21 protein-coding genes are annotated in these 19,374 nt (G+C 63.4%); 8 read left to right on the top strand and 13 right to left on the bottom strand.

Annotated elements, in window-relative coordinates:
* Window positions 1-119 precede the first annotated feature (119 nt).
* From QF043_RS14265 to QF043_RS14295, 7 genes are all read left to right on the top strand, one after another.
* Window positions 120-575, top strand: coding sequence for a hypothetical protein (locus QF043_RS14265; protein WP_307419009.1), 456 nt, complete (start codon window positions 120-122; stop codon window positions 573-575).
* A gap of 70 nt (window positions 576-645) precedes the next feature.
* Entirely contained in the window at window positions 646-1,146 is a 501-nt protein-coding gene (locus QF043_RS14270; protein WP_307421391.1) for a cupin domain-containing protein, read from the top strand.
* A gap of 71 nt (window positions 1,147-1,217) precedes the next feature.
* A complete protein-coding gene (locus QF043_RS14275; RefSeq protein WP_307419010.1) occupies window positions 1,218-1,976 on the top strand; it encodes an OBAP family protein in 759 nt (252 codons plus the stop codon).
* Between the two features lie 81 nt (window positions 1,977-2,057).
* Entirely contained in the window at window positions 2,058-3,371 is a 1,314-nt protein-coding gene (locus QF043_RS14280) for an SDR family oxidoreductase (protein WP_307419012.1), read from the top strand.
* Window positions 3,372-3,398: 27 nt separating this feature from the next.
* Window positions 3,399-3,680 carry a hypothetical protein gene (locus QF043_RS14285; RefSeq protein ID WP_307419013.1) on the top strand — a complete coding sequence of 94 codons (282 nt, stop codon included), beginning with the start codon at window positions 3,399-3,401 and terminating at the stop codon, window positions 3,678-3,680.
* Between the two features lie 100 nt (window positions 3,681-3,780).
* Window positions 3,781-4,038 (top strand): DUF6555 family protein, encoded by a 258-nt coding sequence (locus QF043_RS14290; RefSeq protein ID WP_307419014.1) that lies wholly within the window; start codon window positions 3,781-3,783, stop codon window positions 4,036-4,038.
* On the top strand, window positions 4,035-4,274 hold the full coding sequence (locus tag QF043_RS14295; RefSeq protein ID WP_307419015.1) for a hypothetical protein: 240 nt from the start codon (window positions 4,035-4,037) through the stop codon (window positions 4,272-4,274). The genes QF043_RS14290 and QF043_RS14295 overlap by 4 nt, the downstream gene beginning before the upstream one ends.
* Before the next feature lie 233 nt (window positions 4,275-4,507).
* Here the strand turns inward: QF043_RS14295 and QF043_RS14300 are convergent, their stop codons facing one another.
* The gene (locus QF043_RS14300; RefSeq protein ID WP_307419016.1) at window positions 4,508-5,434 is read right to left on the bottom strand and encodes an NADP-dependent oxidoreductase; all 927 of its coding nucleotides are present in this window, start codon (window positions 5,432-5,434) and stop codon (window positions 4,508-4,510) included.
* A 178-nt stretch (window positions 5,435-5,612) separates the two neighbouring features.
* Between QF043_RS14300 and QF043_RS14305 the strand changes: the two genes are divergently transcribed.
* A complete protein-coding gene (locus tag QF043_RS14305) occupies window positions 5,613-7,916 on the top strand; it encodes an FdhF/YdeP family oxidoreductase (RefSeq protein WP_307419017.1) in 2,304 nt (767 codons plus the stop codon).
* Here the strand turns inward: QF043_RS14305 and QF043_RS14310 are convergent.
* From QF043_RS14310 to QF043_RS14365, 12 genes are read right to left on the bottom strand one after another with little or no spacing between them, the layout of a single operon-like run.
* On the bottom strand, window positions 7,902-8,156 hold the full coding sequence (locus QF043_RS14310) for a hypothetical protein (protein ID WP_307419018.1): 255 nt from the start codon (window positions 8,154-8,156) through the stop codon (window positions 7,902-7,904). The two genes, QF043_RS14305 and QF043_RS14310, sit on opposite strands and share 15 nt — an antisense overlap.
* Window position 8,157: 1 nt before the next feature.
* A complete protein-coding gene (locus tag QF043_RS14315) occupies window positions 8,158-8,790 on the bottom strand; it encodes a cytochrome c oxidase subunit 3 (RefSeq protein WP_307419019.1) in 633 nt (210 codons plus the stop codon).
* Window positions 8,777-10,375, bottom strand: a complete 1,599-nt coding sequence (locus QF043_RS14320) for a cbb3-type cytochrome c oxidase subunit I (protein ID WP_307419020.1) — start codon at window positions 10,373-10,375, stop codon at window positions 8,777-8,779. Before QF043_RS14320 ends, QF043_RS14315 begins: the two co-directional genes overlap by 14 nt.
* Window positions 10,372-11,304, bottom strand: coding sequence for a cytochrome c oxidase subunit II (coxB, locus tag QF043_RS14325; protein ID WP_058821829.1), 933 nt, complete (start codon window positions 11,302-11,304; stop codon window positions 10,372-10,374). Before coxB ends, QF043_RS14320 begins: the two co-directional genes overlap by 4 nt.
* Window positions 11,301-12,092 carry an SCO family protein gene (locus tag QF043_RS14330; RefSeq protein WP_307419021.1) on the bottom strand — a complete coding sequence of 264 codons (792 nt, stop codon included), beginning with the start codon at window positions 12,090-12,092 and terminating at the stop codon, window positions 11,301-11,303. Before QF043_RS14330 ends, coxB begins: the two co-directional genes overlap by 4 nt.
* Window positions 12,082-12,450 (bottom strand): hypothetical protein, encoded by a 369-nt coding sequence (locus QF043_RS14335; RefSeq protein ID WP_307419022.1) that lies wholly within the window; start codon window positions 12,448-12,450, stop codon window positions 12,082-12,084. Before QF043_RS14335 ends, QF043_RS14330 begins: the two co-directional genes overlap by 11 nt.
* The gene (locus QF043_RS14340; RefSeq protein WP_307419023.1) at window positions 12,440-13,438 is read right to left on the bottom strand and encodes a hypothetical protein; all 999 of its coding nucleotides are present in this window, start codon (window positions 13,436-13,438) and stop codon (window positions 12,440-12,442) included. Before QF043_RS14340 ends, QF043_RS14335 begins: the two co-directional genes overlap by 11 nt.
* Window positions 13,435-13,968, bottom strand: coding sequence for a cytochrome c (locus QF043_RS14345; protein WP_307419024.1), 534 nt, complete (start codon window positions 13,966-13,968; stop codon window positions 13,435-13,437). Before QF043_RS14345 ends, QF043_RS14340 begins: the two co-directional genes overlap by 4 nt.
* A complete protein-coding gene (locus QF043_RS14350) occupies window positions 13,965-14,489 on the bottom strand; it encodes a DUF3341 domain-containing protein (protein WP_307419025.1) in 525 nt (174 codons plus the stop codon). The genes QF043_RS14345 and QF043_RS14350 overlap by 4 nt, the downstream gene beginning before the upstream one ends.
* Window positions 14,482-15,846, bottom strand: coding sequence for an NrfD/PsrC family molybdoenzyme membrane anchor subunit (gene nrfD / locus QF043_RS14355; protein WP_307419026.1), 1,365 nt, complete (start codon window positions 15,844-15,846; stop codon window positions 14,482-14,484). The genes QF043_RS14350 and nrfD overlap by 8 nt, the downstream gene beginning before the upstream one ends.
* Entirely contained in the window at window positions 15,836-18,706 is a 2,871-nt protein-coding gene (locus QF043_RS14360) for a TAT-variant-translocated molybdopterin oxidoreductase (protein WP_307419027.1), read from the bottom strand. The genes nrfD and QF043_RS14360 overlap by 11 nt, the downstream gene beginning before the upstream one ends.
* Entirely contained in the window at window positions 18,703-19,359 is a 657-nt protein-coding gene (locus QF043_RS14365) for a cytochrome c3 family protein (protein ID WP_307419028.1), read from the bottom strand. The genes QF043_RS14360 and QF043_RS14365 overlap by 4 nt, the downstream gene beginning before the upstream one ends.
* Window positions 19,360-19,374: the final 15 nt, after the last annotated feature.

Raw genomic sequence — 19,374 nt, forward strand, 5'->3', positions numbered from 1 at the left:
TGCAGATTGTTCAAACTTTCCCCGCGCTCAACGCCTCCCACTGTGTAGGGACCGGCTCAAGTGCAGCATCGTGAAGCGCCAGCAGGCCGGATAATCGTCTTACTTGCGAGGAATGACCGATGAACACTTCACCTGTCGCTGCGCTGGCAGGCCCGATGGCTTTAATGCTCTGCTTCGCCTCTTCGACGGCCCTGGCCGCTGGCTGTGATGTGGTCACGCGTTCTCAAAGTGACCAGGTCCCGATGGTGGAACAGCACACCTGTTATGCCTACGAAGGCGTGCCCGCCGACGCCATCGATTGGTCATGCAGCAATGAAAACAAAGACATGCTGGCCACACAGAAAACCAGGGTTGCACAGTGCCCCGGCGACTTTGCTGCCAGTTGCAAGGCCACGTTGACCCAGGAGGCGCTCGCCAACCCTCACGCTACGTCCAAAGCCCCTGATCACGCAGGCGCCATGCTGCCCGACAACGCCCGGATGGTGACGTACCACTACGCCGCGCAGGATCTCAAGCAAGCGAAAGTCGACTGTGAAAAAGACGGCGGCCAGTGGACGTGGCAGGCGGCCCAATAAACCCAACACGTGCAATCGGAGTGTCTACATGAACGTTTCACAGGCTGATACACCGGCATCAATGTCTCTCATGCTCGAGCCCAATGACCCGGTTCCTAATAATCCGGACCTGCCTGTGCTGCATTACGCCCAAGTACTGTCCCCACAGCTCGGCGACCTGGCCGCGCGGTTTGAGGACATGTTCGCCGCCCAAGGCTGGCCGCCGAAATGGCGCAGCCGGGTCTATGACTATCACCACTACCATACCGAGGGCCATGAAGTGCTGGGTGTTGCGACAGGCCACGCCCAACTGATGCTGGGCGGCCCCGACGGGCAGGTTCTGGAGGTGCGCGCGGGCGATGTCCTGGTGCTGCCCGCCGGAACCGGTCACCGTAATATCGGGGCCAGCGATGACTTCTTGGTGGTAGGCGCTTACCCGCCAGGCCAACACGCGGATATCTGCCGCGAAGCGCCCACGCAGGCGCAGCTGGCGAGCATCAAGCAGCTGCCGTTTCCTGATCAAGGCCCTGTGGAGGGAGACCACGGGACGTATCGCCGCTTATGGGTCAGCCGCCCCACCACGCACGTCTGACGGTGCGCTGTGCACGGTCAGCCCTTGCTTTAATTTTCAGCGTGAACACGCGCAACAGGATGGAACCTACGATGACCCGAACCCGCCGAACCGCCCCATCACTTTCTTTGACGGCATCCCTGGCCCTGCTCACCGCCTGCACGGGCAACACTTCACCATCAAACGTCGAAGCACCCGGCCAGCCTGAAACCCCCGGCACACAGACGCTGGAGGCCGGCGCCGCGCTGTTGCAGTCGCGCCCGCCAATCGACGCACTGAATGCTTACCTGGATGGTTTCCATTTCTACAACAGCCACCCCGAGATGCAAATGGAAGCCCATCACTACTGCGCAATCCTCAACGAAGAGGTGATCCAGTGCGTGATCTATGACGGCAACCGCAAAGACGCCAAGCTGATGGGCGTGGAGTACATCATCAGCGAGCAACTGTTCAACAGCCTGCCCACGCCGGAGAAAGCGTTGTGGCACAGCCATGTGCACGAGGTGAAATCGGGGCAACTGGTGGCGCCAGGCATCCCGGCGGTGGCCGAGCATGCGCTGATGGAAAAGCTGGTGCACACCTACGGCAAGACCTGGCACACCTGGCATACCGACCTCGACAAACGCCTGCCGTTGGGCGTGCCTCAGTTGATGATGGGGTTCACCGCCGACGGGCAGGCGGATGCGCACATGGTCGCTGAGCGGGACCAGCGGATGGGTATCGACAGCAGCCAGAAAAAGCAGGCGCGCGCAGACATCGCTGCGCCGCCGATTGCACCAGGTGCCGATGCGTGGCGTCAGGGTGAAATCATTCAAATCGTCGACCCGACCGCAACGCCGCACGCCCATTGACAGTGCCTGTCGGTCATTTCGATTGAACGATCATTTGCGCCGCCTTCTCTACCCAAACACACGTGAATGGAGGATGTCATCATGATTGATTCAGGCACCGGAATGAGGCCCGGCGAACGCTATGTCGTGCACAACCTGGAGCGAATCCACAACTTCGGCGGGTTCTTCCTTGATGGAAAGTACTACCTGGGCCCGGAATTGATGACGGCCGTCGGGTGGCTGGAGGGCCAGAAATTCGTGTACGACGAGCTGGATGCCATGGGCGAGCCGGTTTTCCCAGACCGGGTGGCGGGCATCATCGAAAACCTGACCCTGGTATTGAATGATGGCGCCCGCCTCGAGCTGGAAGCCGTGCAAGTGCATGTGCCAAACGCACAGCCCGAGCGCGCCTCCGTCGCCCGCCCCGTCAGCGGCCAACTGCACGGCAAAACGGTGGTAATCACTGGTGCGTCCAGCGGAATCGGGCGCGCGGCCGCGCATGCCTTCGCCAAGCAAGGCGCACGCTTGGTACTTGCGGCCCGGGACGCTACCGCGCTGGCCGAAGTCGTCGAGGAATGTGCCCTGCGCGGCGCCGAGGCGATTGCCGTCCAGACCGACGTCACCCAATCCGACCCGATGAGGTCCTTGGCAGCGGAAGCCGCAGCGTTCGGCCACGGCCGTATCGACATATGGATCAACAATGCCGGCGTGGGTGCCGTGGGGAGCTTCGAAGACACGCCCTTGGAAGCCCACGAACAGGTGTTGCAGACAGACTTGCTCGGTTACCTGCGTGGCGCCTATGTGGCGTGGCCTTATTTCAAGGCGCAGAAGGCCGGCATCCTGATCAACACGCTGTCACTCGGGAGTTGGGTTGCCCAGCCGTATGCCGTCGCGTATTCGGCGAGCAAATACGGCCTGCGCGGCCTGAGTGAAGCATTGCGCGCCGAGCTGACCGGCCTGCCGAACATTCACGTGTGTGACATTTACCCGGCCGTGATGGACACGCCAGGCTTTCGAGATGGCGGTAACTTCACCGGCCACGCGCTGAAGCCCCCATCACCGGTTTATGACCCGCACCTGGTGGCCGACGCCATGGTTGCCTGCGCCCTTCAGCCGCGCAACAGCATCACCGTGGGCGCCGCCGCCACCGCTGCGAGGGTGGCTCACTTCCTGGTCCCAGGCTTTGCCCACATGTCGGGCTGGCTGACGCGCTTCGCGCTCGGTCGAAGCCCGCAGGCCGACACGTCCTCAGGCAACCTGTTTACGCCGTCAACGGGGCAGCGCCGAGTCGAGGGCGGCTGGCGGCAAAACAGCAAACCTGCGCCGTATTTGCTCGTTGCCGTCGGCGCCGCGCTATTGCTGGGCGGTGTTGCCGTTGCGCGCCGCTATCAATCGAACCCTAAACGTCGCCCCTGACCGCGTCCACCCGAAGAGGTAACCAACATGTCTTACGACTACCAAGGTAACGCCAGCGTCATCACCGCCTCGCGGCATTTGGGAACACAATCGGACGAATGTCTGAATGCGTCCGTCGCGATCCATCTGACCAGCAGCGGCAAACCCACACTCGCGTGCCTGAGCTTCGAGACCCCGCTCGATTGGCCCGGCAACCCCAACTTCGTCACCATCAATTTGCCCGACGGCACTTCGGTCAGCGGCGTAATAGCCGAAATCGAACGGCGAAATGACGGACCGGGGTGGGTGACATTTACGGTGGACGGTTGAGGGCCCTCGCGGCCCGTGTCGCTTATCGAATTGTCGGACAATTATTTTGAATTTTTTTTGACGTCAAATATCTGTAGTTCATGAGCATAGGGAGGGCCTCATGAAACACAACGATTTATTCAGGATCAACTACGAACTTCACGGTGAACCGAAGTCGTTCATCGTGCGAACGACACGGATGGATAACGGCGAGGCATGGCATTGGGCCAGTTGCGATGCAGGCGTGGCAGTCATACCGAAATTTGGCCAACAAAAACTCAAACGCGTCTCTAAACCAATTGCTGAGAAATATGGCATCACCCATGTGCGATGGAGCGGCGCGGAACAGATCCAGTGGACAGAAGGACTTACACAATGACCAGTCGACTACTCAACTACAGCTCCAGGCAGGCCTGGGATGACGAAATAGCACAGAACACCGAGATGTTCTTCGAGGCCGATCGGCTGGACGCACGCGCCTATGAAATCATCGAGCGCTACAGCGGTGATGCGGCCACCTGGGCGCGCTTTACCGAGGCCAAGAAGGTCGCGGACGCGCAACGTACCGCCGCGTATCGAGAGTGGATGCGCATCAACCGCGCGAAGCGCAAATGAACGGCCAGCCCTGTTGAACACAGGGCTGGCACGTGAGCGCTCTATCAAGCCCCTGACTCAGGATCTTTTGAAGGCCCGCCAGGGGCAACGCCGCCCTGCTCGGTCTCGGCTTCCCAGGGGCGGTCGACATTCGGATTTTCCGATTTGTCGTTTCGCTTGGCCGTTTCAGGGCGCACTTTCTGCCCGGCATGCGTGCCTGGGCCCGGTTTTGAATGCTCGCTCATACCGCCTCCTCAATCGCTGACGTGCAATACAACTTTGCCGTGCACGTGGCCGTTGGCAAGGAAGTCCAGCGCCTGCTTGGCTTCCTCCAATTTAAAGGTCTTGGCCACATACACTTGCACATTGCCCGCCGCGATCAGCCCGGCGATTTCGGTCAGTTCCTCACCGCGCGGGTCGGCGGTGAATCGCGTGCCGGTCTTGCCTGCCGCCTGGGGATGGTGCGCATCGGGCATGGTCAGGGTCGAGACCAATCGCCCGCCCTCGCCGAGCACCTGCCATGAACGCGCCTGGGTGTCGCCGCCGATCAAATCGATGACCAAGTCAAAGTCCTTGCAGATGTCCTCGAACCGTTCGGTCTTGTAATCAATGGCGCGGTCGACGCCCAGCTCTCGCAGGAACGGCAGGCTGTCAGTGGAGGCGGTGGCGTAGACTTCGGCGCCCTTTACCTTGGCAAATTGCACCGCGAAATGGCCGACGCCACCCGTGCCTCCATGGATCAGCACCTTCTGCCCCTGCTCGATCTGGCCGTGCTCGACCAAAGCCTGCCAGGAAGTGTGCCCGGCCAGCGGCACGCCGGCAGCGGACGGCCAATCGAGGCCTTCAGGGACCCGCGCCAGATGCTCGGCAGGCACCCGCGAGTACTCGGCATAACCGCCGTCGGCACCGATCATGGCAAACACGCGGTCGCCCGGCTTGAAATCACTGACGCCTTGACCGACCTTGTCGACCACGCCAGCGACTTCCCGGCCCAACGTCAGCGGCAACTTGTCCTGCTTGACCTCCGGGTACTGACCCTCGCGAATCTTGTAGTCCACGGGGTTGATACCCACAAAGACATTCTTGACCAGCACCTCACCCGCCTTGGGTTCCGGCACCTCGACCTCGCGTACGTGCATGACCTCGGGGCCGCCAAATTGCTCAATCCTGATCGCTTTCATGCCACTTACCTCTTCGTCTTTTCAGAGCACACAGGGGTGTGGAGGACGCTCGGCGGCCATGGGTTCACTCGGTGTTGCACAGCGCAGACAAACGGCACCTCCCGTCCGGCATTCCGCTCGAACCTTTGCCCTGACGGCCCGTCCCAAGGTTATCCAGCCAGCGCCCGGGAGTGCCAAGATGCTCATTCATCCCAAGACCCATTTCCAGCCCTACACCCACGCGAGCGGAGGTTGGGGCTCGGCTAAATCGGTGATGCAGATCCTCTGGCGCGAACAGGCGCTGACCAAGGCGCCCGTTGCGCTGCTCAAGCAAAACAAGCCCGACGGGTTCGCCTGCGTCAGCTGCGCCTGGGCCAAACCCGGCCGCCCGCATGCGTTGGAGTTCTGCGAGAACGGCGCCAAGGCCACCGCTTGGGAACTGACGTCGCTGAAGACCGCCCCGGCGTTTTTTGCCGAGCACACCCTCAGCGAATTGCGCGACTGGCCCGACTATGCGCTTGAACAACAGGGCCGCCTGACCCATCCGCTGCGCTACGACCCGCAGAGCGACCGCTACCGTGAGACGTCGTGGGACGAGGCCTATCAGGCAATTGGCGCGCAGCTCCAGACGATGGAGCCCGACAGCGTGGTGTTTTATGCCTCCGGGCGCGCCTCGCTGGAAACCTCGTTCATGTACCAGTTGTTCGCTCGGGCCTACGGCACCAACAACCTGCCCGACAGTTCCAACATGTGTCACGAGAGCACCTCCGTCGGCTTGCAGGAAAGCATCGGCGTACCGGTCGGCACGGTGACCCTGGACGACTTCGAGCACACCGACTGCCTGTTTTTCTTTGGCCAGAACGTCGGCAGCAACAGCCCGCGCATGCTGCATCAATTGCAGGACGTGCGCCGCCGCGACGTGCCGATCATCACCTTCAACCCTTTGCGCGAGCGCGGGCTGGAGCGCTTCGTCAACCCGCAATCGCCCAGCGAAATGCTCACGCCCGAGTCGACCCTGATCAGCACCCAATACCATCAGGTGGCGATTGGCGGGGACACGGCCGCCATCACCGGCATCGCCAAGGCGCTGTTGGAAATGGATGACTGCGCTACTGAACGCGGCACACCGGCCGTGCTCGACTACGATTTCATCACCACCCACACCGAAGGTTTCGAGGCGTTCACCACCTACGTGCGTGACTGCACGTGGGCGCAACTGGAGCACAAAAGCGGGCTCACGCGCGGCGCACTCGAAGCCGCCGCCACGGTGTACGCCAGCAGCCAACGGGTGATGTTCGTCTACGGCATGGGCCTGACCCAGCACCGCCACGGGGTGGCGAATGTGCAGATGCTGGTGAACCTGATGCTGATGCGCGGCAATATCGGCAAACCCGGCGCCGGCATCTGCCCGGTGCGCGGCCATTCCAATGTGCAGGGCCAGCGCACCGTGGGCATCACCGAAGACCCGAAAAAAGTCCCGGCAGACCTGATCGAGCAGCACTTCGGCTTCAAGGTCCCGGCGCACAAGGGCCTGTGCACCGTGGACGCCTGCGAAGGCATTCTGTCGGGGCACGTGCGCGGGTTCATCGGGCTGGGCGGCAACTTCCTGCGGGCGATACCTGACACCTCGCGCATGGAACCGGCGTGGCAAGGGCTGGAACTGAATGTGCAAGTCGCCACCAAACTCAATCGCACCCACCTGCTGCCTGCCCGAAACATGTGGCTGCTGCCGTGCCTGGGGCGCATAGAAATTGACCGGCAAAACGGCGTGGCGCAAACCTACACCACCGAGGACAGCACCGGTTGCATCCACGGCTGGCACGGCAGCGCCGAACCGGTGGGGCCGCACGTGCGCGCCGAAGCCAGCATCGTCGCCGGCCTGGCGATGGCCGCCTTGGCGCCCGGCAACCGTATCGACTGGCAAGCCTGGAGCGATGATTACTCGACGGTCAGAACCGCCATCGGCACGATCTATCCGCAGATTTTTCATGACATGGAAACCCGCATGGCCGAACCCGGCGGTTTCCACCGGCCGATCGCCGCGGCGCAACGCGAATGGCAGACCCCGACGGGCAAGGCGCAGTTCGTCACCCCCGTGACGCTGGCCGAAGACGATGACGTCAACCTCGCCGAACCCGCGCGCGACGTGCTGCAACTGATGACGCTGCGCAGCAATGACCAGTTCAACACCACCATCTACGGGTATGACGACCGTTTTCGCGGGGTCAGTGGCACGCGCGAAGTGATTTTTATGCATTGCAACGACATCGTGCGCCTGGGCTTCAAGGTCGGCGAGCGGGTGCTGTTGACCACCGCCATCGAACCGGAGGTAAAGCGTCAGGTCGGCCCATTTGAAATCATTGCCTACGACATTCCCGAAGGCTGCGCCGCCGCCTACTACCCGGAATGCAACCCGCTGGTGCCGCTCTGGCACCACGCCGAACGCAGTAAAGTGCCGGCGGCCAAGTCGGTGCCGGTGCGCCTGAGTTCAGCGGGTGGCTGATTCACCGAGGATAAACACCGCCATCACCAGCAGCCACAGCAGGTACACCCAGCCAAACAGGCGCGCCCAACCTCGGTGGCGGTACAGCCCCAGGTAGAACAGCAACAACAGCAGGAACTGCGCACCGGCGGCGAGCATGATCACGCCGCCCTGCCGGGGCCAGAACGTTGCACACAGCAATTGCAGCGCCAACAGTAGCAGCAACCCGGCGTAGACCTTCAGTGCGCCCGTCTTACTCATCTCAGCGCCCTACCAGGTAGAGGGTGGGGAACAACACAATCCAGATCCCATCGACCAAGTGCCAATACAGGCTGATCATTTCCAGCCGCGTGTCGGCCTGATGCACCGCCAGCGTGCCGCGTCCCAGCGAACGGTACAGCCACAGCGCCAGGCCGACGGCGACCAGCACATGCACGCCGTGCAGCGCCGTGGCGATGAAATACAGGTTCATGAACAATTGCGCCGAGGGTACTTGCCAGTGCGACGCCTGGGCGAAACCGGGCAACACACCCTCTTGAATCTCCAAGCCATACTCAATGCCCTTGCAGCCCAGGAACAACACACCCAACAGTGCAGCGCCGAGCAGCCAGTGACGCACCCGGCGCGGCTCACCGGCGGCTATCGCCAGGGTCATCAGCAAGCTGCTGGTCAACAGCAGGAACGTATTGCCGGCCGCCAGCCAGTAATGCAGCCCTGCCACCGCCTCCGCCACCCCGTCCGGGTGCTGCAACCGCAGCAACCAGGCGACCATGATCAGACTGCCGAACATCATTGCTTCGCTGGCCAGGAACAGCCACATGCCCAGGCGTGCGGCGTCGCGCTGTTGGGCCCAGGCCACGAACGGCTCGGCGGGTTTTTCGTCAGAGCGGATCACGACGCGCCTCGGGCGAATAGTCGTACGCTTCGAAATCCACCGTCACTGGCGCTTCGAAATTATGCACCGGCGGCGGTGACGCCACGCGCCACTCAAGCCCGGCAGCCTCCCAGGCATTGATGGGCGCCCGCTCGCCCCAACGCAGCGAGCCCAGCAGGTAAAAAAACGGCAGCACGTAGGCCACGGCCAGGATCGACGCGCCGGCCGAGGACAACACATTGAGGAACTGAAAGTCCGGGTCATAGCTGTGATAACGCCTGGGCATGCCAAGGTAGCCGAGCAAAAACTGCGGGAAAAACGTCAGGTTGAAGCCGCAGAAAATCAGGATCGCGGTGATCTTGCCCCACAGCTGCGAGTACAGCCGACCAGTGATTTTCGGCCACCAGAAATGCAGCGCGCCAAAGTACCCAGCCACCGCCGCGCCGACCATGATGTAGTGGAAATGCGCGACCACGAAATAGGTGTCGTGCGCGTGCAGATCCGCGGCTAACAAGGCGAGGAACAGCCCGGTGACGCCACCGACGATGAACAAGCCGATGAACGTCAGGGCGAACAGGAACGGCGCGTGCAGCGTCAGGTCGCTTTTGTACAGCGTGGCGCTCCAGTTATAGGCCTTGATCGCCGACGGTATCGACACCAGAAAACTCAACAGCGAGAACACCAGGCTGGCGTACATCGACTGCCCGGCCACAAACATGTGATGGCCCCACACCAGAAAGCCGATGACCGCAATCGCCACGCTCGACCAGGCGACAAAGCGATAACCGAAAATACGCTTGTGCCCCGCCGCCGTGATCAGTTCGCTGACCACGCCCATGGCCGGCAAAATCATGATGTACACCGCCGGGTGGCTGTAGAACCAGAACAGGTGCTGGAAGAGCAGCGGGTCTCCGCCCAGTTTCGGGTCGAACACGCCAATATTGAACAGGTGCTCGGCGGCCACCAGCACCAGCGTGATCGCCAGCACCGGCGTGGCCAGCACCAGGATGATTGAGGTGGCATACATCGACCAGATAAACAGCGGCAGGCGCATCCAGGTCATGCCCGGCGCGCGCAAGGTATGCACGGTGGCGATGATATTGACGCCGGTGAAGATCGACGAAAACCCGGCGATAAACACCCCGCAAATCACCGCGACCACATGACCGTTGCTGAACATCGTCGACAACGGCGTGTAGAAGGTCCAGCCGGTGTCGACCCCGCCCAGCAGCAGCGCGAGCAAGGTGAACAAACCACCGCCCAGCAGCAGGTACCAACTGAACAGGTTCAGGCGCGGAAACGCCATGTCTTTGGCCCCGATCATGATCGGCACGAGGAAGTTGCCGAACACGCTGGGAATCGAGGGGATCAGGAAAAACCAGACCATGATCACGCCGTGCAGGGTAAACGCACGGTTGTAGCCATCGGCGGTAAGCAAATCGCCTTCCGGGGTCACCAGTTCGATGCGGATCAGGCTCGCCGCCAGCCCGCCGGCAAAGAAAAAGAAGGTCACGGTGAGCATGTACAGTACCGCGATGCGCTTGTGGTCGCGGGTCAGGAACCACGAGCGCAGGCCTTGTTCATGCAGGTAGCTGGGTGGGCTCATTTGGGATCTCCAGGCAGTGTGCTCAGATAGGCCACCAGACGCTGCACGGCCTCTTCGTCCAGCAGGTTGCTGTAGGTCGGCATGATCGGCAGGTAGCCGGCCACCAGTTGTTTTTGCGGCAACAGGATACTGTCGCGCAGGTAGGCTTCATCAGCCTTCACCTGGCTCCCATCGGCCAGCTGTACCGTGCGATTGAACACCCCGGCCAGCGGCGGCGCGTTACCCGAGTCATGGCAACTGCCGCAGCCGTATTGGCGGTACAGGGTTTCGCCCTGGCTGGCGAGGTCGGCGGCGCTGCCGTTTTCGGTCAGCCAGTGTTCGTAGTCGGCGGGGTCCAGCACCACCAGGCGCGCCAGCATGGCCGCATGGTCGGTGCCGCAGTATTCGGCGCAGTACACCTCGTAGGTGCCGCTGTGCTCGGCCTGGAACCACAGCATGCTGTAGCGCCCTGGCAGCACGTCCTGCTTGATACGCAGGCTGGGGAAAAACAGGCTGTGGATCACGTCCTCGGAAATCATCGTCAATTTCACTGGGCGCCGGGCCGGCACGTGCAAGGTGTTGATCTCGCGCTGGCCGCCCTGGTGCTGGAATTTCCACATCCATTGCCGGGCGGTGACCTGCACTTCCAGCGCGTCATCCGGCGGCGTACGCGCGATGAAAAACAACCGCGCGGAAAACAGGAAGACCACCAGCGAGCCAATGAACGGCAGGATGATCCAGGCCAGTTCAATGGGCAGGTTGCTTTGCGGGCGGTGGTCACGGTCTGCCACGCGGCCGCGTCGATAGCGCCAGATAAACACCCACAGTGCCACGAATACCGGCACCACAAACAGCGCCATCATGGCGGTGAAGCCAATCACCAGCCAATCCACCGAGACCGCATAATCCGAGGCTTGCGCCGGCCACAGGCGCAGGAAATGTTCGTTCATGGCGCCCTCCGACGTTCGCGGCGCACGGCAACGCCGATAAACAGGCCCAGCACCAACACGGTGGCGACGCCGGCCACTTGCAGCAACAAGATAATCCGGCTGCTGTAGGTGCCGCTTTGGGGATCGTAGTGGTAGCACAGCAACAACAGCTGCTCCTTGATTGCGCCGAGCTTGCCCTGCCCGGCTTCGGTGAGCGCCAGGCGCAGGTCGCTGGCCTGGTAGCCCAGGCCATAGAGCCAGCGCGACAAGCGTCCGTCAGCGGTGACCACGGCCACCGCCGAACTGTGGGCGTATTGTTGTTGCTGCGGATCGAAGCGGTAACCGAACCCGATCGAGTCGGCCAGGGCCTGGCTGGCAGCCGCGTCGCCGGTCAGCAGATGCAGGCCGGGCGCGTTGGCCAATGCCGGCCAGTGCTGGCTGAGCTTGGCCAGTTCTTCGCGGGCGGCGCCCACGTCCTCACGCGGGTCGAAGCTGAAGGCGATGACCTGGAAGTCCCGTCCCAGGCGATAAGGCTGGTTGGCCAGTTGGCTGAACAAGGTCGAGAGCGCCGCACCACACACATTCGGGCAGCGGAAGTACAACGGCACCAGCAGCGTCGGTTGGCCGTTTAGCAAATCGCCCAGGCGCACGGAGCCGCCGTGCTGATCGGTAAAGCGCGTGTCCAGGGCCAGGCGGCTGCCCACGCGGCTGCTGTCGATGCCGGCGGCGGTAAACGGGTCGAAGCCTTGGGCCATGACCGGTTGCAACACCAGGCACGCCAGCAGCGCCAGCACGGGTTTAATGCTCATGGCCATCGTCCTCTGGTGCAGGCCAGCCTCGCTCCAGCATCAACTGTCGGGCCTGCGCCAAGGGCAGATGCACGATGTGACGCTCGCGGTCGACCCAGCCGAAGCTGTCCAGGCGCACGCGCTGGCGGGCGAGTTGTGCTTCGCCGGCCTGCCTGGGGTTGGCTTGCAAGCGCGGTTCGGGCGGCAGCAGGCGCTGGCGTTCCAGTTCGCTCAAGGGCGGCTGTTGCGCATGCTGGCGATAGCCACTCAACAGCCAGGCCACGCCACCCAATGCCAGCGCAACCGCCATGAACAACAGCAGGATCACGCGCCAGGCTTTTTTGCCGTCAAAATTGTTGGGTTGGTAATCAGGTGTCATGGCGCCTCCTTTGCCATTGCCGACGCCACCACATGAACAGGCCCGCCGCGTAGACGCCCTGGCAAAGCACGGCGGTCAGCACGGTGCCGGCGCCTGCTTCAGGGAATATCGACGGCAGGCTGATCCAGATGGACTCCAGCGCCCCCAGCAGCAGGATCGCCACGCAGCCCCACATCAATACCCACATCCGCGCGCCCCACGGCGACGCGAGCACCAGCAGACACGCCAGTTGCCCCAGCATCAACAAAGCGGTCAACACGCCCCACAACCCGGCTTCCCGCAGGCGATACCAGAGCGTTTCATGCTCCAGGTTCACCGACCAGATAATCAGGTACTGCATGAAGTGCACATACACCCAAAATCCCAGGGCACTTACCAACAGGCCACGCAATACGACGCACTGCCGGGCCGGCAACAGCACCACGTTCCAGCACATCGCACAAAGCCCGGCGAACGCCAGGCCATCGAGTAAGTGCCTGGAAATCAACAACAGGCCGAAAATGCTGGAGACAAACTCCTGCTGCAGCGACATCAGCCAGTCCACCGCCGCCAGGCTGGCCGTCAACCCGTAGAGGATCAGCCCCGCGGCGTTGTGCCGACCGGCCCAGCGCAGCACCCGCCAAGCCAGCCCGGCATACAGCAAGGTGCGCAGCGCAAAAAACCACGGTGACAACCAGAGTCCCCGAAAACCCTGGGTCTCCTGGCTGTACCACGGGTACACCCACGCCATTGCCAGCAGCACCGGCAGCAGCATCGGCACCATCAGGATCACCGCGCTCGCGCCCAGGCGGCTGCCCGGTTCCAGCAGCGGTTGCCAGCGCCCGCTGATCAGGGGCGTCAGCACGGCAAGCAGCACGCAGCCCAGCACGATGCTGGTGCCATTCACCGCCGCCGCCAGGGCGCCCGCGCCAACCCAGGCCGGCTGCCATAGGCCAAACAGCGCGAGCCCGAGGGCTGCGATGGCGACAAGCAGTGGCAGGCGTTTCATTGCGTGTGCGCCCCGAACGCCTGGCGCAGCGGCTCCGGCAGGCTGTCGAGGTCGGCATGCTGACTCAATTGCAACACGCGCAGATGGGCGACGATGGCCCAGCGTTCCTGCGGCTGGATGCGCGATTCGTAGCCATACATCAAGCCTTGCCCATGGGCGATGACCTGCATCAGTTGGTCATCGGTTGCGTTCAACAGCCGTGGCTCGATGAATGACGGCGGCGCCGGAAAACCGCGATCGACCACCAAGCCGTCGCCGAGCCCGCTCAGGCCATGGCAGGGTGTACAAAAGGTTTGATAGCCCGCCTCGCCCCGGGCAAGCAATGCCGCACTCAGCACCGGGCGTTGCTGCACGCTTGCCTCGCGCTGCAACTGCCCGCGCGCCACGCTGCCCGCCGGCGGCTGACGGCTGCTGAGGCCGTCGGCGAACAGCGCACCCGCCCGCTGCTCCAGTACCTTGGCCTGGCGTGACATGTCATCGCAGCCACTGCACAGCAACACCAGGCACAGCGCCCACGGCCAGCGACTCACGGTTGCACCGCCTGCACGCTGAGCGCGTGTTCGGCCAGCCAGGCACGGGTGCTTTCAAGGTCGAACAGCGGGTCACGCGCGTCGATAAACAGGAAGAACCCGTCATCACTGGCGGCGTCGAACCCCTCTGCCGCAAATAACGGATGGTGCAGGCGTGGCAGGCGGATGCACATCAACCAGGTCAGCACCGCCGCCGCGCCAGCAAACACCACCGCGAACAGGAACGTCACCACCCACAGCTGCGGCAACGCAATCAACGGACGCCCGCCGACGTTCAGTGGATAGGCCCACACCGAGCCAATTTGCATCAACAGTGCCAGCCCGGCGCCCACGGCGGCGCCGACACACGCCATGCGCGGCACGCGGTTGGCCCGGGCCGCCAACACCGGCTCCAAGGCTTCCAGGGCAAACGGCGCAAACGCGTCCAGGCGCCGATAGCCGAGGTCCCAGGCGCGCAACCCCGCCTCCACCAGCGGCTGGGGTGCAGAAAAACGCGCAAGCAGCCCCAGGCAGTCAGCCATCGCCGCGCTCCTGATGCAGCGCCTGCTTGACCTCGAACGCGGAGACCATCGGCAAGTAGCGCAGGAACAGGCTATAGGGCACCAGAAACACGCCGAAGCTGCCAATAAACAGCGACCAGTCCCACAGCGTTGGCGAATAGTCGCCCCAACTCGACACCAGCAGGTCGCGGGTCTGGGGCGGGATCAACAACATGAAACGTTCGGCCCACATGCCCCCCAGCACCGCCAACGCGACCAGGGCCAGGCGCCTCGGTTGCTGTCGCACTTGGCGCCACCACAATGCTTGAAGCACGCCGACATTGCAGACAATCGCCAGCCAGAAACTCCAGGCATGCGGACCACTGATGCGCGTGAGCAGCACCTCGATTTCGTGGGCATCGCCGCTGTAGAACGGCATGAACAGATCCGCCAGGTAACCGTAGGCCGTCAGCCAACCGGTGGCCAGCAGCAAACGGCCGAGCATGTCCAGATGGCGCTCGGTGATCAGGCTTTCGATGCGCAGCATCCAGCGCACGCCAATCGCCAGCAACGCCACCAGGGCAAACCCGGAAAACACCGCGCCGGCGACGAAATAGGGCGGAAACAATGTGGAATGCCAGCCGCTCTGGGGGCCCATGGTCATCAGGAACGAGTAACCGCTCGACACCGCAAATACCAGCGGGATCGCCAGGATCGCCAGCACCCGCGTGGTCCGTCGCCATACCGCCCAGTGCCGTTGCGAACCGCGCCAGCCGAGCGCGAGCAGGCCATACAAAACTTGCCGCAGCGGCGTCCGGGCGCGGTCACGGGCGGTGGCGAAGTCAGGTATGGCGCCGACCAGCAGGAACAACACCGACACCGTCAGGTATGACAGGATCGCGAACATGTCCCACGCGGTGGGGCTCTTGAATTGCGGCCACAGTCCCATCTCATTCGGGTACGGCATGGTCCAGTAGAATAGCCAGGGGCGGCCCAGGTGCAGGATCGGGTACAGCGCGGCGCAGATCACCGCCATCAGCGTCATCAATTCGGCCAAGCGATTGAGGGTATGTCGCCAAGGTCGTTCGATCAGCAGCAGCAACGCTGAAATAAACGTGCCGGCGTGGCCGATGCCCAACCACCAGATGTAATTGAGAATGCCAAAGCCCCACTGCACCGGCTGGTTATTGCCCCACATGCCCACGCCCTTGGCCAACAACACCGCGACTGAGGCGAGGTAGATCAGCAACAGCACGATGCCGACGCCGAACATCCAGCGCCAAGCCACGCGCCGCGGGAACTGGTGCAGCGGCCCGAACACCTGCCGCGACACCTGCTGGTCACTCAGGTCCTGCGGCAAGAAATGCGCGGTGTCGTGCTGCAGCGGCTCAGCGTTCATCCGCAGGGCCCTCCTCTTCGATCCGCGCCAGGTAGCTGGTGCGCGGTCGTGTACCGAGGGCTTCGAGCAGGCGGTAATGGCGCGGATCCCGGCGTGCCTGGCTGACGTCGCTCGACGGATCGGCAATATCGCCGAAACGGATGGCCTGGCTGGGGCACGTTTGCTGGCAGGCGGTGACCACGCCTGAGGTTTCGAAGTCGGCGCCTTGCTGCTTGTCATCAATCCGCGCACTGCTGATGCGCTGGATGCAGTAGGTACATTTTTCCATGACGCCTCGGGCGCGCACTGTCACCTCGGGGTTGCGCTGGGCCTGGAGTGACGGCGCCGCATCAGCGCTGTAGTCGAGCCAATTGAAGCGACGGACTTTGTACGGGCAATAGGAGGCACACGTGCGCGTGCCGATGCAGCGGTTGTAGACCATCTGATTCAAACCATCGCGACTGTGTACCGTGGCATTGACCGGGCAGCCTGTTTCGCAGGGCGCCTGTTCGCAATGCATGCACGGCAACGGCTGGAAACGTGAGCGCGGTGCCTCCAGCGGGCCCTGGTAGTAGTGATCGATGCGCAGCCAGTGCAGGCTGCGGCCTTGGGCAACCTGGTCGGCGCCGACCACGGCGATGTTGTTCTCGGCCTGGCAGGCGACGACACAGGCGTTGCAACCGGTGCACAGGTCCAGGTCAATGACCATGCCCCATTGCGGGCCGCTGTCGGCGGCCGGGCTGTAGAGCGACACCTGAATCGATTGGGTGGGCAGTTGCGGCGCATCGCGCGCGACTACGCGGATGGGCGGGTCTTCATCGCCGGGAAGGTGGTGATGGGCCTGCGTGGCGGCCAACCGATAACGCTCGCCCGTGGCACGCAGGGTCGCGCCGACGGAAAGCTGTTCGAGCGGCCTGACGGCGTAGCCGAGGTGGTTACCGACACGCCCGGCGCGGGTTCGGCCATAACCGGTGTACAGGGCGATGACCTCGTCGGCCTGCCCCGGCTCGATCCACACGGGCCCGCGCACAGTCTGGTTGGCCAGGGTTACTTCAACGCCGTCACCATTGCCAAGGCCCAACTGCTCCGCCTGGCGCGGCGAAAGCCCGATCACGTTGCTCCAGGTGAGGGTACTGATCGGCTTGGGCAGTTCTTGCAGCCACCCGCAATTGGCGAAACGCCCGTCCCATACCGTCGGGTCCGGGCGGATGACCGCCTGCAGGCCGTCGATATCGGTCAATGCGAGGGTTGCTGCTGGCGCGTCGGCGACTTCTATGGGCGGCGCAGCCGGTTCGATCCAGCCGTCCGCCAACGCCTGGCGCCATTGAGCCTCGGGGATAGGCGCCCACGTGGCGCGCACCAATTGCAGGGCATCAACCTCGGCGGCGTTGAGCAGCATGTCGACCACCTGGTGCAACGTACGGGTCGCGTACATTGGTTCAATCAGCGGCTGCACGATGCAGGCGCTGCCATCCGCCGCGCGAGCATCACTCCAGCCATCCAGTGCATGGTTGAGTGGCAGGTGCCAGTGGCATTCAGCGGCGCTTTCGTCGCAATAGAGGCCGGCGTGAAGGCGGAACGGGACCTGCTGCAGGGCAGGCGTCAGCGTCGACGTCTGTAACGGGTTGCAGTCCAGCATGACCAGGTGAGTCACTTGCCCTGCTACCAGCTCGCGATTTAGCTGCTCCAGCGAACCCCACCGGTGTCGCGGCGTGTAGCCCAGCAGACTGGGCACTTGCCACTCCATGTGGCCTAGACGCTGATTCAGGTAAGTGACGTGCGCCTGCAACGCCTCGGGCGCTTGATGGCTGATGCCGATCAGGCCTCGCCCCGGATGCGCCTTGAGCGCGGCGGCGGCCGAGTCCACCCAACGCCGTTGCGCCGTACTCAAGCGTGGCGTGCCCGACAGGGTTTCGCCCAGGGCCTGACTCAAGGCCAATAAAAGGTCCGGCAGGCGCGCTGGCGCGACCGGCAAACGTGCCGTGGCGGCAGCGCCGGTGAGGGTTGGAATGCTTTCCGCCACGAAGACCAGTGCGGCGCCCTCGCCTTTGGCCGCCCGCCGCCGTCGCTCGGCCCAGCCGCGCTGCAACGCCGTCTGACAGGGACCGCTGCCCAACGGATCGTATTCCAGGCACACCAGCACGTCAGCCTGTTCCAACTGCACGCGCGGGCTCAGCGGCTGGCCGAACACCTGTTCGCTGCTGTGCAGGGCGACGGTTTCGTTGAATGCTTCAGCGTGGTACAGCAGCGCCTCGGGCCAGCGCTGTTGCAGTTGAGCGAGCTGTCGCCCGAGGCTCGGCGAACTGCTGGCGCCGCAGGCGATATGCAGACCTTTGCCATGCACGCCATCCAACGCCCTCTGCATGCCCGACAGCGCCCCGAGCACCTGCGACCAACTGGTTTCGCGGCCTTTGAAGCGTGGCGCCTGGGAGCGGTCCGGGTCATAGAGTTGCAGAATTGCAGCCTGGGTGAACGCGTCGCAGGCGCCACCGGACATCGGATGTTCGGGGTTGCCTTCCAGCTTGATCGGGCGTCCGGCCACAGTCTTGCCCAACACCGGCTGAGCGACGCCGCAAAAGGGTATGGCGGTGGCGTACCAGGCCGCGACACCCGGTATCAGTGAAACCGCTTGGTTAACCGCCGTAACGGCCTGCTCCGGGGTCTTGCCGCACGCGGCCAGCCCGGCCATGGCGAGGCTGGCGGCCATCAGTTGCAGAAAGCTGCGGCGGTCCATCAACGGTGCCGCGCCCGGAAACTCGGCGGCCATCAGCGCTTGGGTCTCGGGGGACGCCGCCAGCGCCTCGAGCCCGCGCCAATAGGCCTGGCCCTTGAGCCCGGCCAGTTGGTCGCGCAAGGTGGCGAAATCCAGGGGCGCGCTCATCGGTGGCACGTCCCGCAGTCGGTCAAACCCCGGATATCCATAGGGTGCGCTTTCATCAGCCGCTCACCCAGCGCGCGGCGATCCTCGTCGGTGCGCCACTGCATGTTCGTGACCTGATCTACGGGCCGCAGATGCGGTGCCGGGTCGCGGTGACAGGCCAGGCACTGGCCCATGTTCAGCGGCTGGGCCTTGAACATCAGTTGCATACGGTCAACCTGACCGTGGCATTCACTGCAGCCAACACCCGCGTTTACATGCACACCGTGATGGAAATACACGTAGTCCGGCAGATCGACCACGCGCTGCCAGTGCAAGGGTTCACGCTCGCGCAGGCTCTTGCGCAACGGCGCCAGCACGTCGGCGTTTTTCCAGACTTGGGAATGACAGCTCATACAGGTTTCGGTGGGCGGCAGGCTGGCCATGGCCGAGGACTGCACCGCGCTGTGGCAGTAGCGACAGTCGATCCTCAGCTCGCCCGCGTGGTGGGCATGACTGAAGGGCAGCGGTTGCTCGACCACCCAATTGCGCCCGGTGCGGTAGTCGGTGCTCTCCAGGGTTAATGCCACAAGCAAGCCTCCCGAGACGCCGACGATTAGCAGCAGCAATCCCACGCGCAACCAGGTGTCGGCCGAGCGCCTGAAAATCTGCGTCATCGCCGGATTCTCATG

Origin of the sequence: Pseudomonas sp. W3I7, from assembly GCF_030816095.1 — a bacterium.
Taxonomy (GTDB): Bacteria; Pseudomonadota; Gammaproteobacteria; order Pseudomonadales; family Pseudomonadaceae; genus Aquipseudomonas; species Aquipseudomonas salomonii.

Excerpts from the sequence above, each read along its gene's own strand:
- QF043_RS14340 (WP_307419023.1), bottom strand. The coding sequence starts at position 13,438 with ATGAAACGCCTGCCACTGCTTGTCGCCATCGCAGCCCTCGGGCTCGCG.
- QF043_RS14330 (WP_307419021.1), bottom strand. The coding sequence starts at position 12,092 with ATGAGCATTAAACCCGTGCTGGCGCTGCTGGCGTGCCTGGTGTTGCAA.
- coxB (WP_058821829.1), bottom strand. The coding sequence starts at position 11,304 with ATGAACGAACATTTCCTGCGCCTGTGGCCGGCGCAAGCCTCGGATTAT.
- QF043_RS14285 (WP_307419013.1), top strand. The coding sequence starts at position 3,399 with ATGTCTTACGACTACCAAGGTAACGCCAGCGTCATCACCGCCTCGCGG.
- QF043_RS14350 (WP_307419025.1), bottom strand. The coding sequence starts at position 14,489 with ATGGCTGACTGCCTGGGGCTGCTTGCGCGTTTTTCTGCACCCCAGCCG.
- QF043_RS14275 (WP_307419010.1), top strand. The coding sequence starts at position 1,218 with ATGACCCGAACCCGCCGAACCGCCCCATCACTTTCTTTGACGGCATCC.
- QF043_RS14320 (WP_307419020.1), bottom strand. The coding sequence starts at position 10,375 with ATGAGCCCACCCAGCTACCTGCATGAACAAGGCCTGCGCTCGTGGTTC.
- QF043_RS14295 (WP_307419015.1), top strand. The coding sequence starts at position 4,035 with ATGACCAGTCGACTACTCAACTACAGCTCCAGGCAGGCCTGGGATGAC.
- QF043_RS14270 (WP_307421391.1), top strand. The coding sequence starts at position 646 with ATGCTCGAGCCCAATGACCCGGTTCCTAATAATCCGGACCTGCCTGTG.
- QF043_RS14280 (WP_307419012.1), top strand. The coding sequence starts at position 2,058 with ATGATTGATTCAGGCACCGGAATGAGGCCCGGCGAACGCTATGTCGTG.
- QF043_RS14310 (WP_307419018.1), bottom strand. The coding sequence starts at position 8,156 with ATGAGTAAGACGGGCGCACTGAAGGTCTACGCCGGGTTGCTGCTACTG.
- QF043_RS14265 (WP_307419009.1), top strand. The coding sequence starts at position 120 with ATGAACACTTCACCTGTCGCTGCGCTGGCAGGCCCGATGGCTTTAATG.
- QF043_RS14360 (WP_307419027.1), bottom strand. The coding sequence starts at position 18,706 with ATGAGCGCGCCCCTGGATTTCGCCACCTTGCGCGACCAACTGGCCGGG.
- QF043_RS14290 (WP_307419014.1), top strand. The coding sequence starts at position 3,781 with ATGAAACACAACGATTTATTCAGGATCAACTACGAACTTCACGGTGAA.
- QF043_RS14335 (WP_307419022.1), bottom strand. The coding sequence starts at position 12,450 with ATGACACCTGATTACCAACCCAACAATTTTGACGGCAAAAAAGCCTGG.
- nrfD (WP_307419026.1), bottom strand. The coding sequence starts at position 15,846 with ATGAACGCTGAGCCGCTGCAGCACGACACCGCGCATTTCTTGCCGCAG.
- QF043_RS14300 (WP_307419016.1), bottom strand. The coding sequence starts at position 5,434 with ATGAAAGCGATCAGGATTGAGCAATTTGGCGGCCCCGAGGTCATGCAC.
- QF043_RS14365 (WP_307419028.1), bottom strand. The coding sequence starts at position 19,359 with ATGACGCAGATTTTCAGGCGCTCGGCCGACACCTGGTTGCGCGTGGGA.
- QF043_RS14305 (WP_307419017.1), top strand. The coding sequence starts at position 5,613 with ATGCTCATTCATCCCAAGACCCATTTCCAGCCCTACACCCACGCGAGC.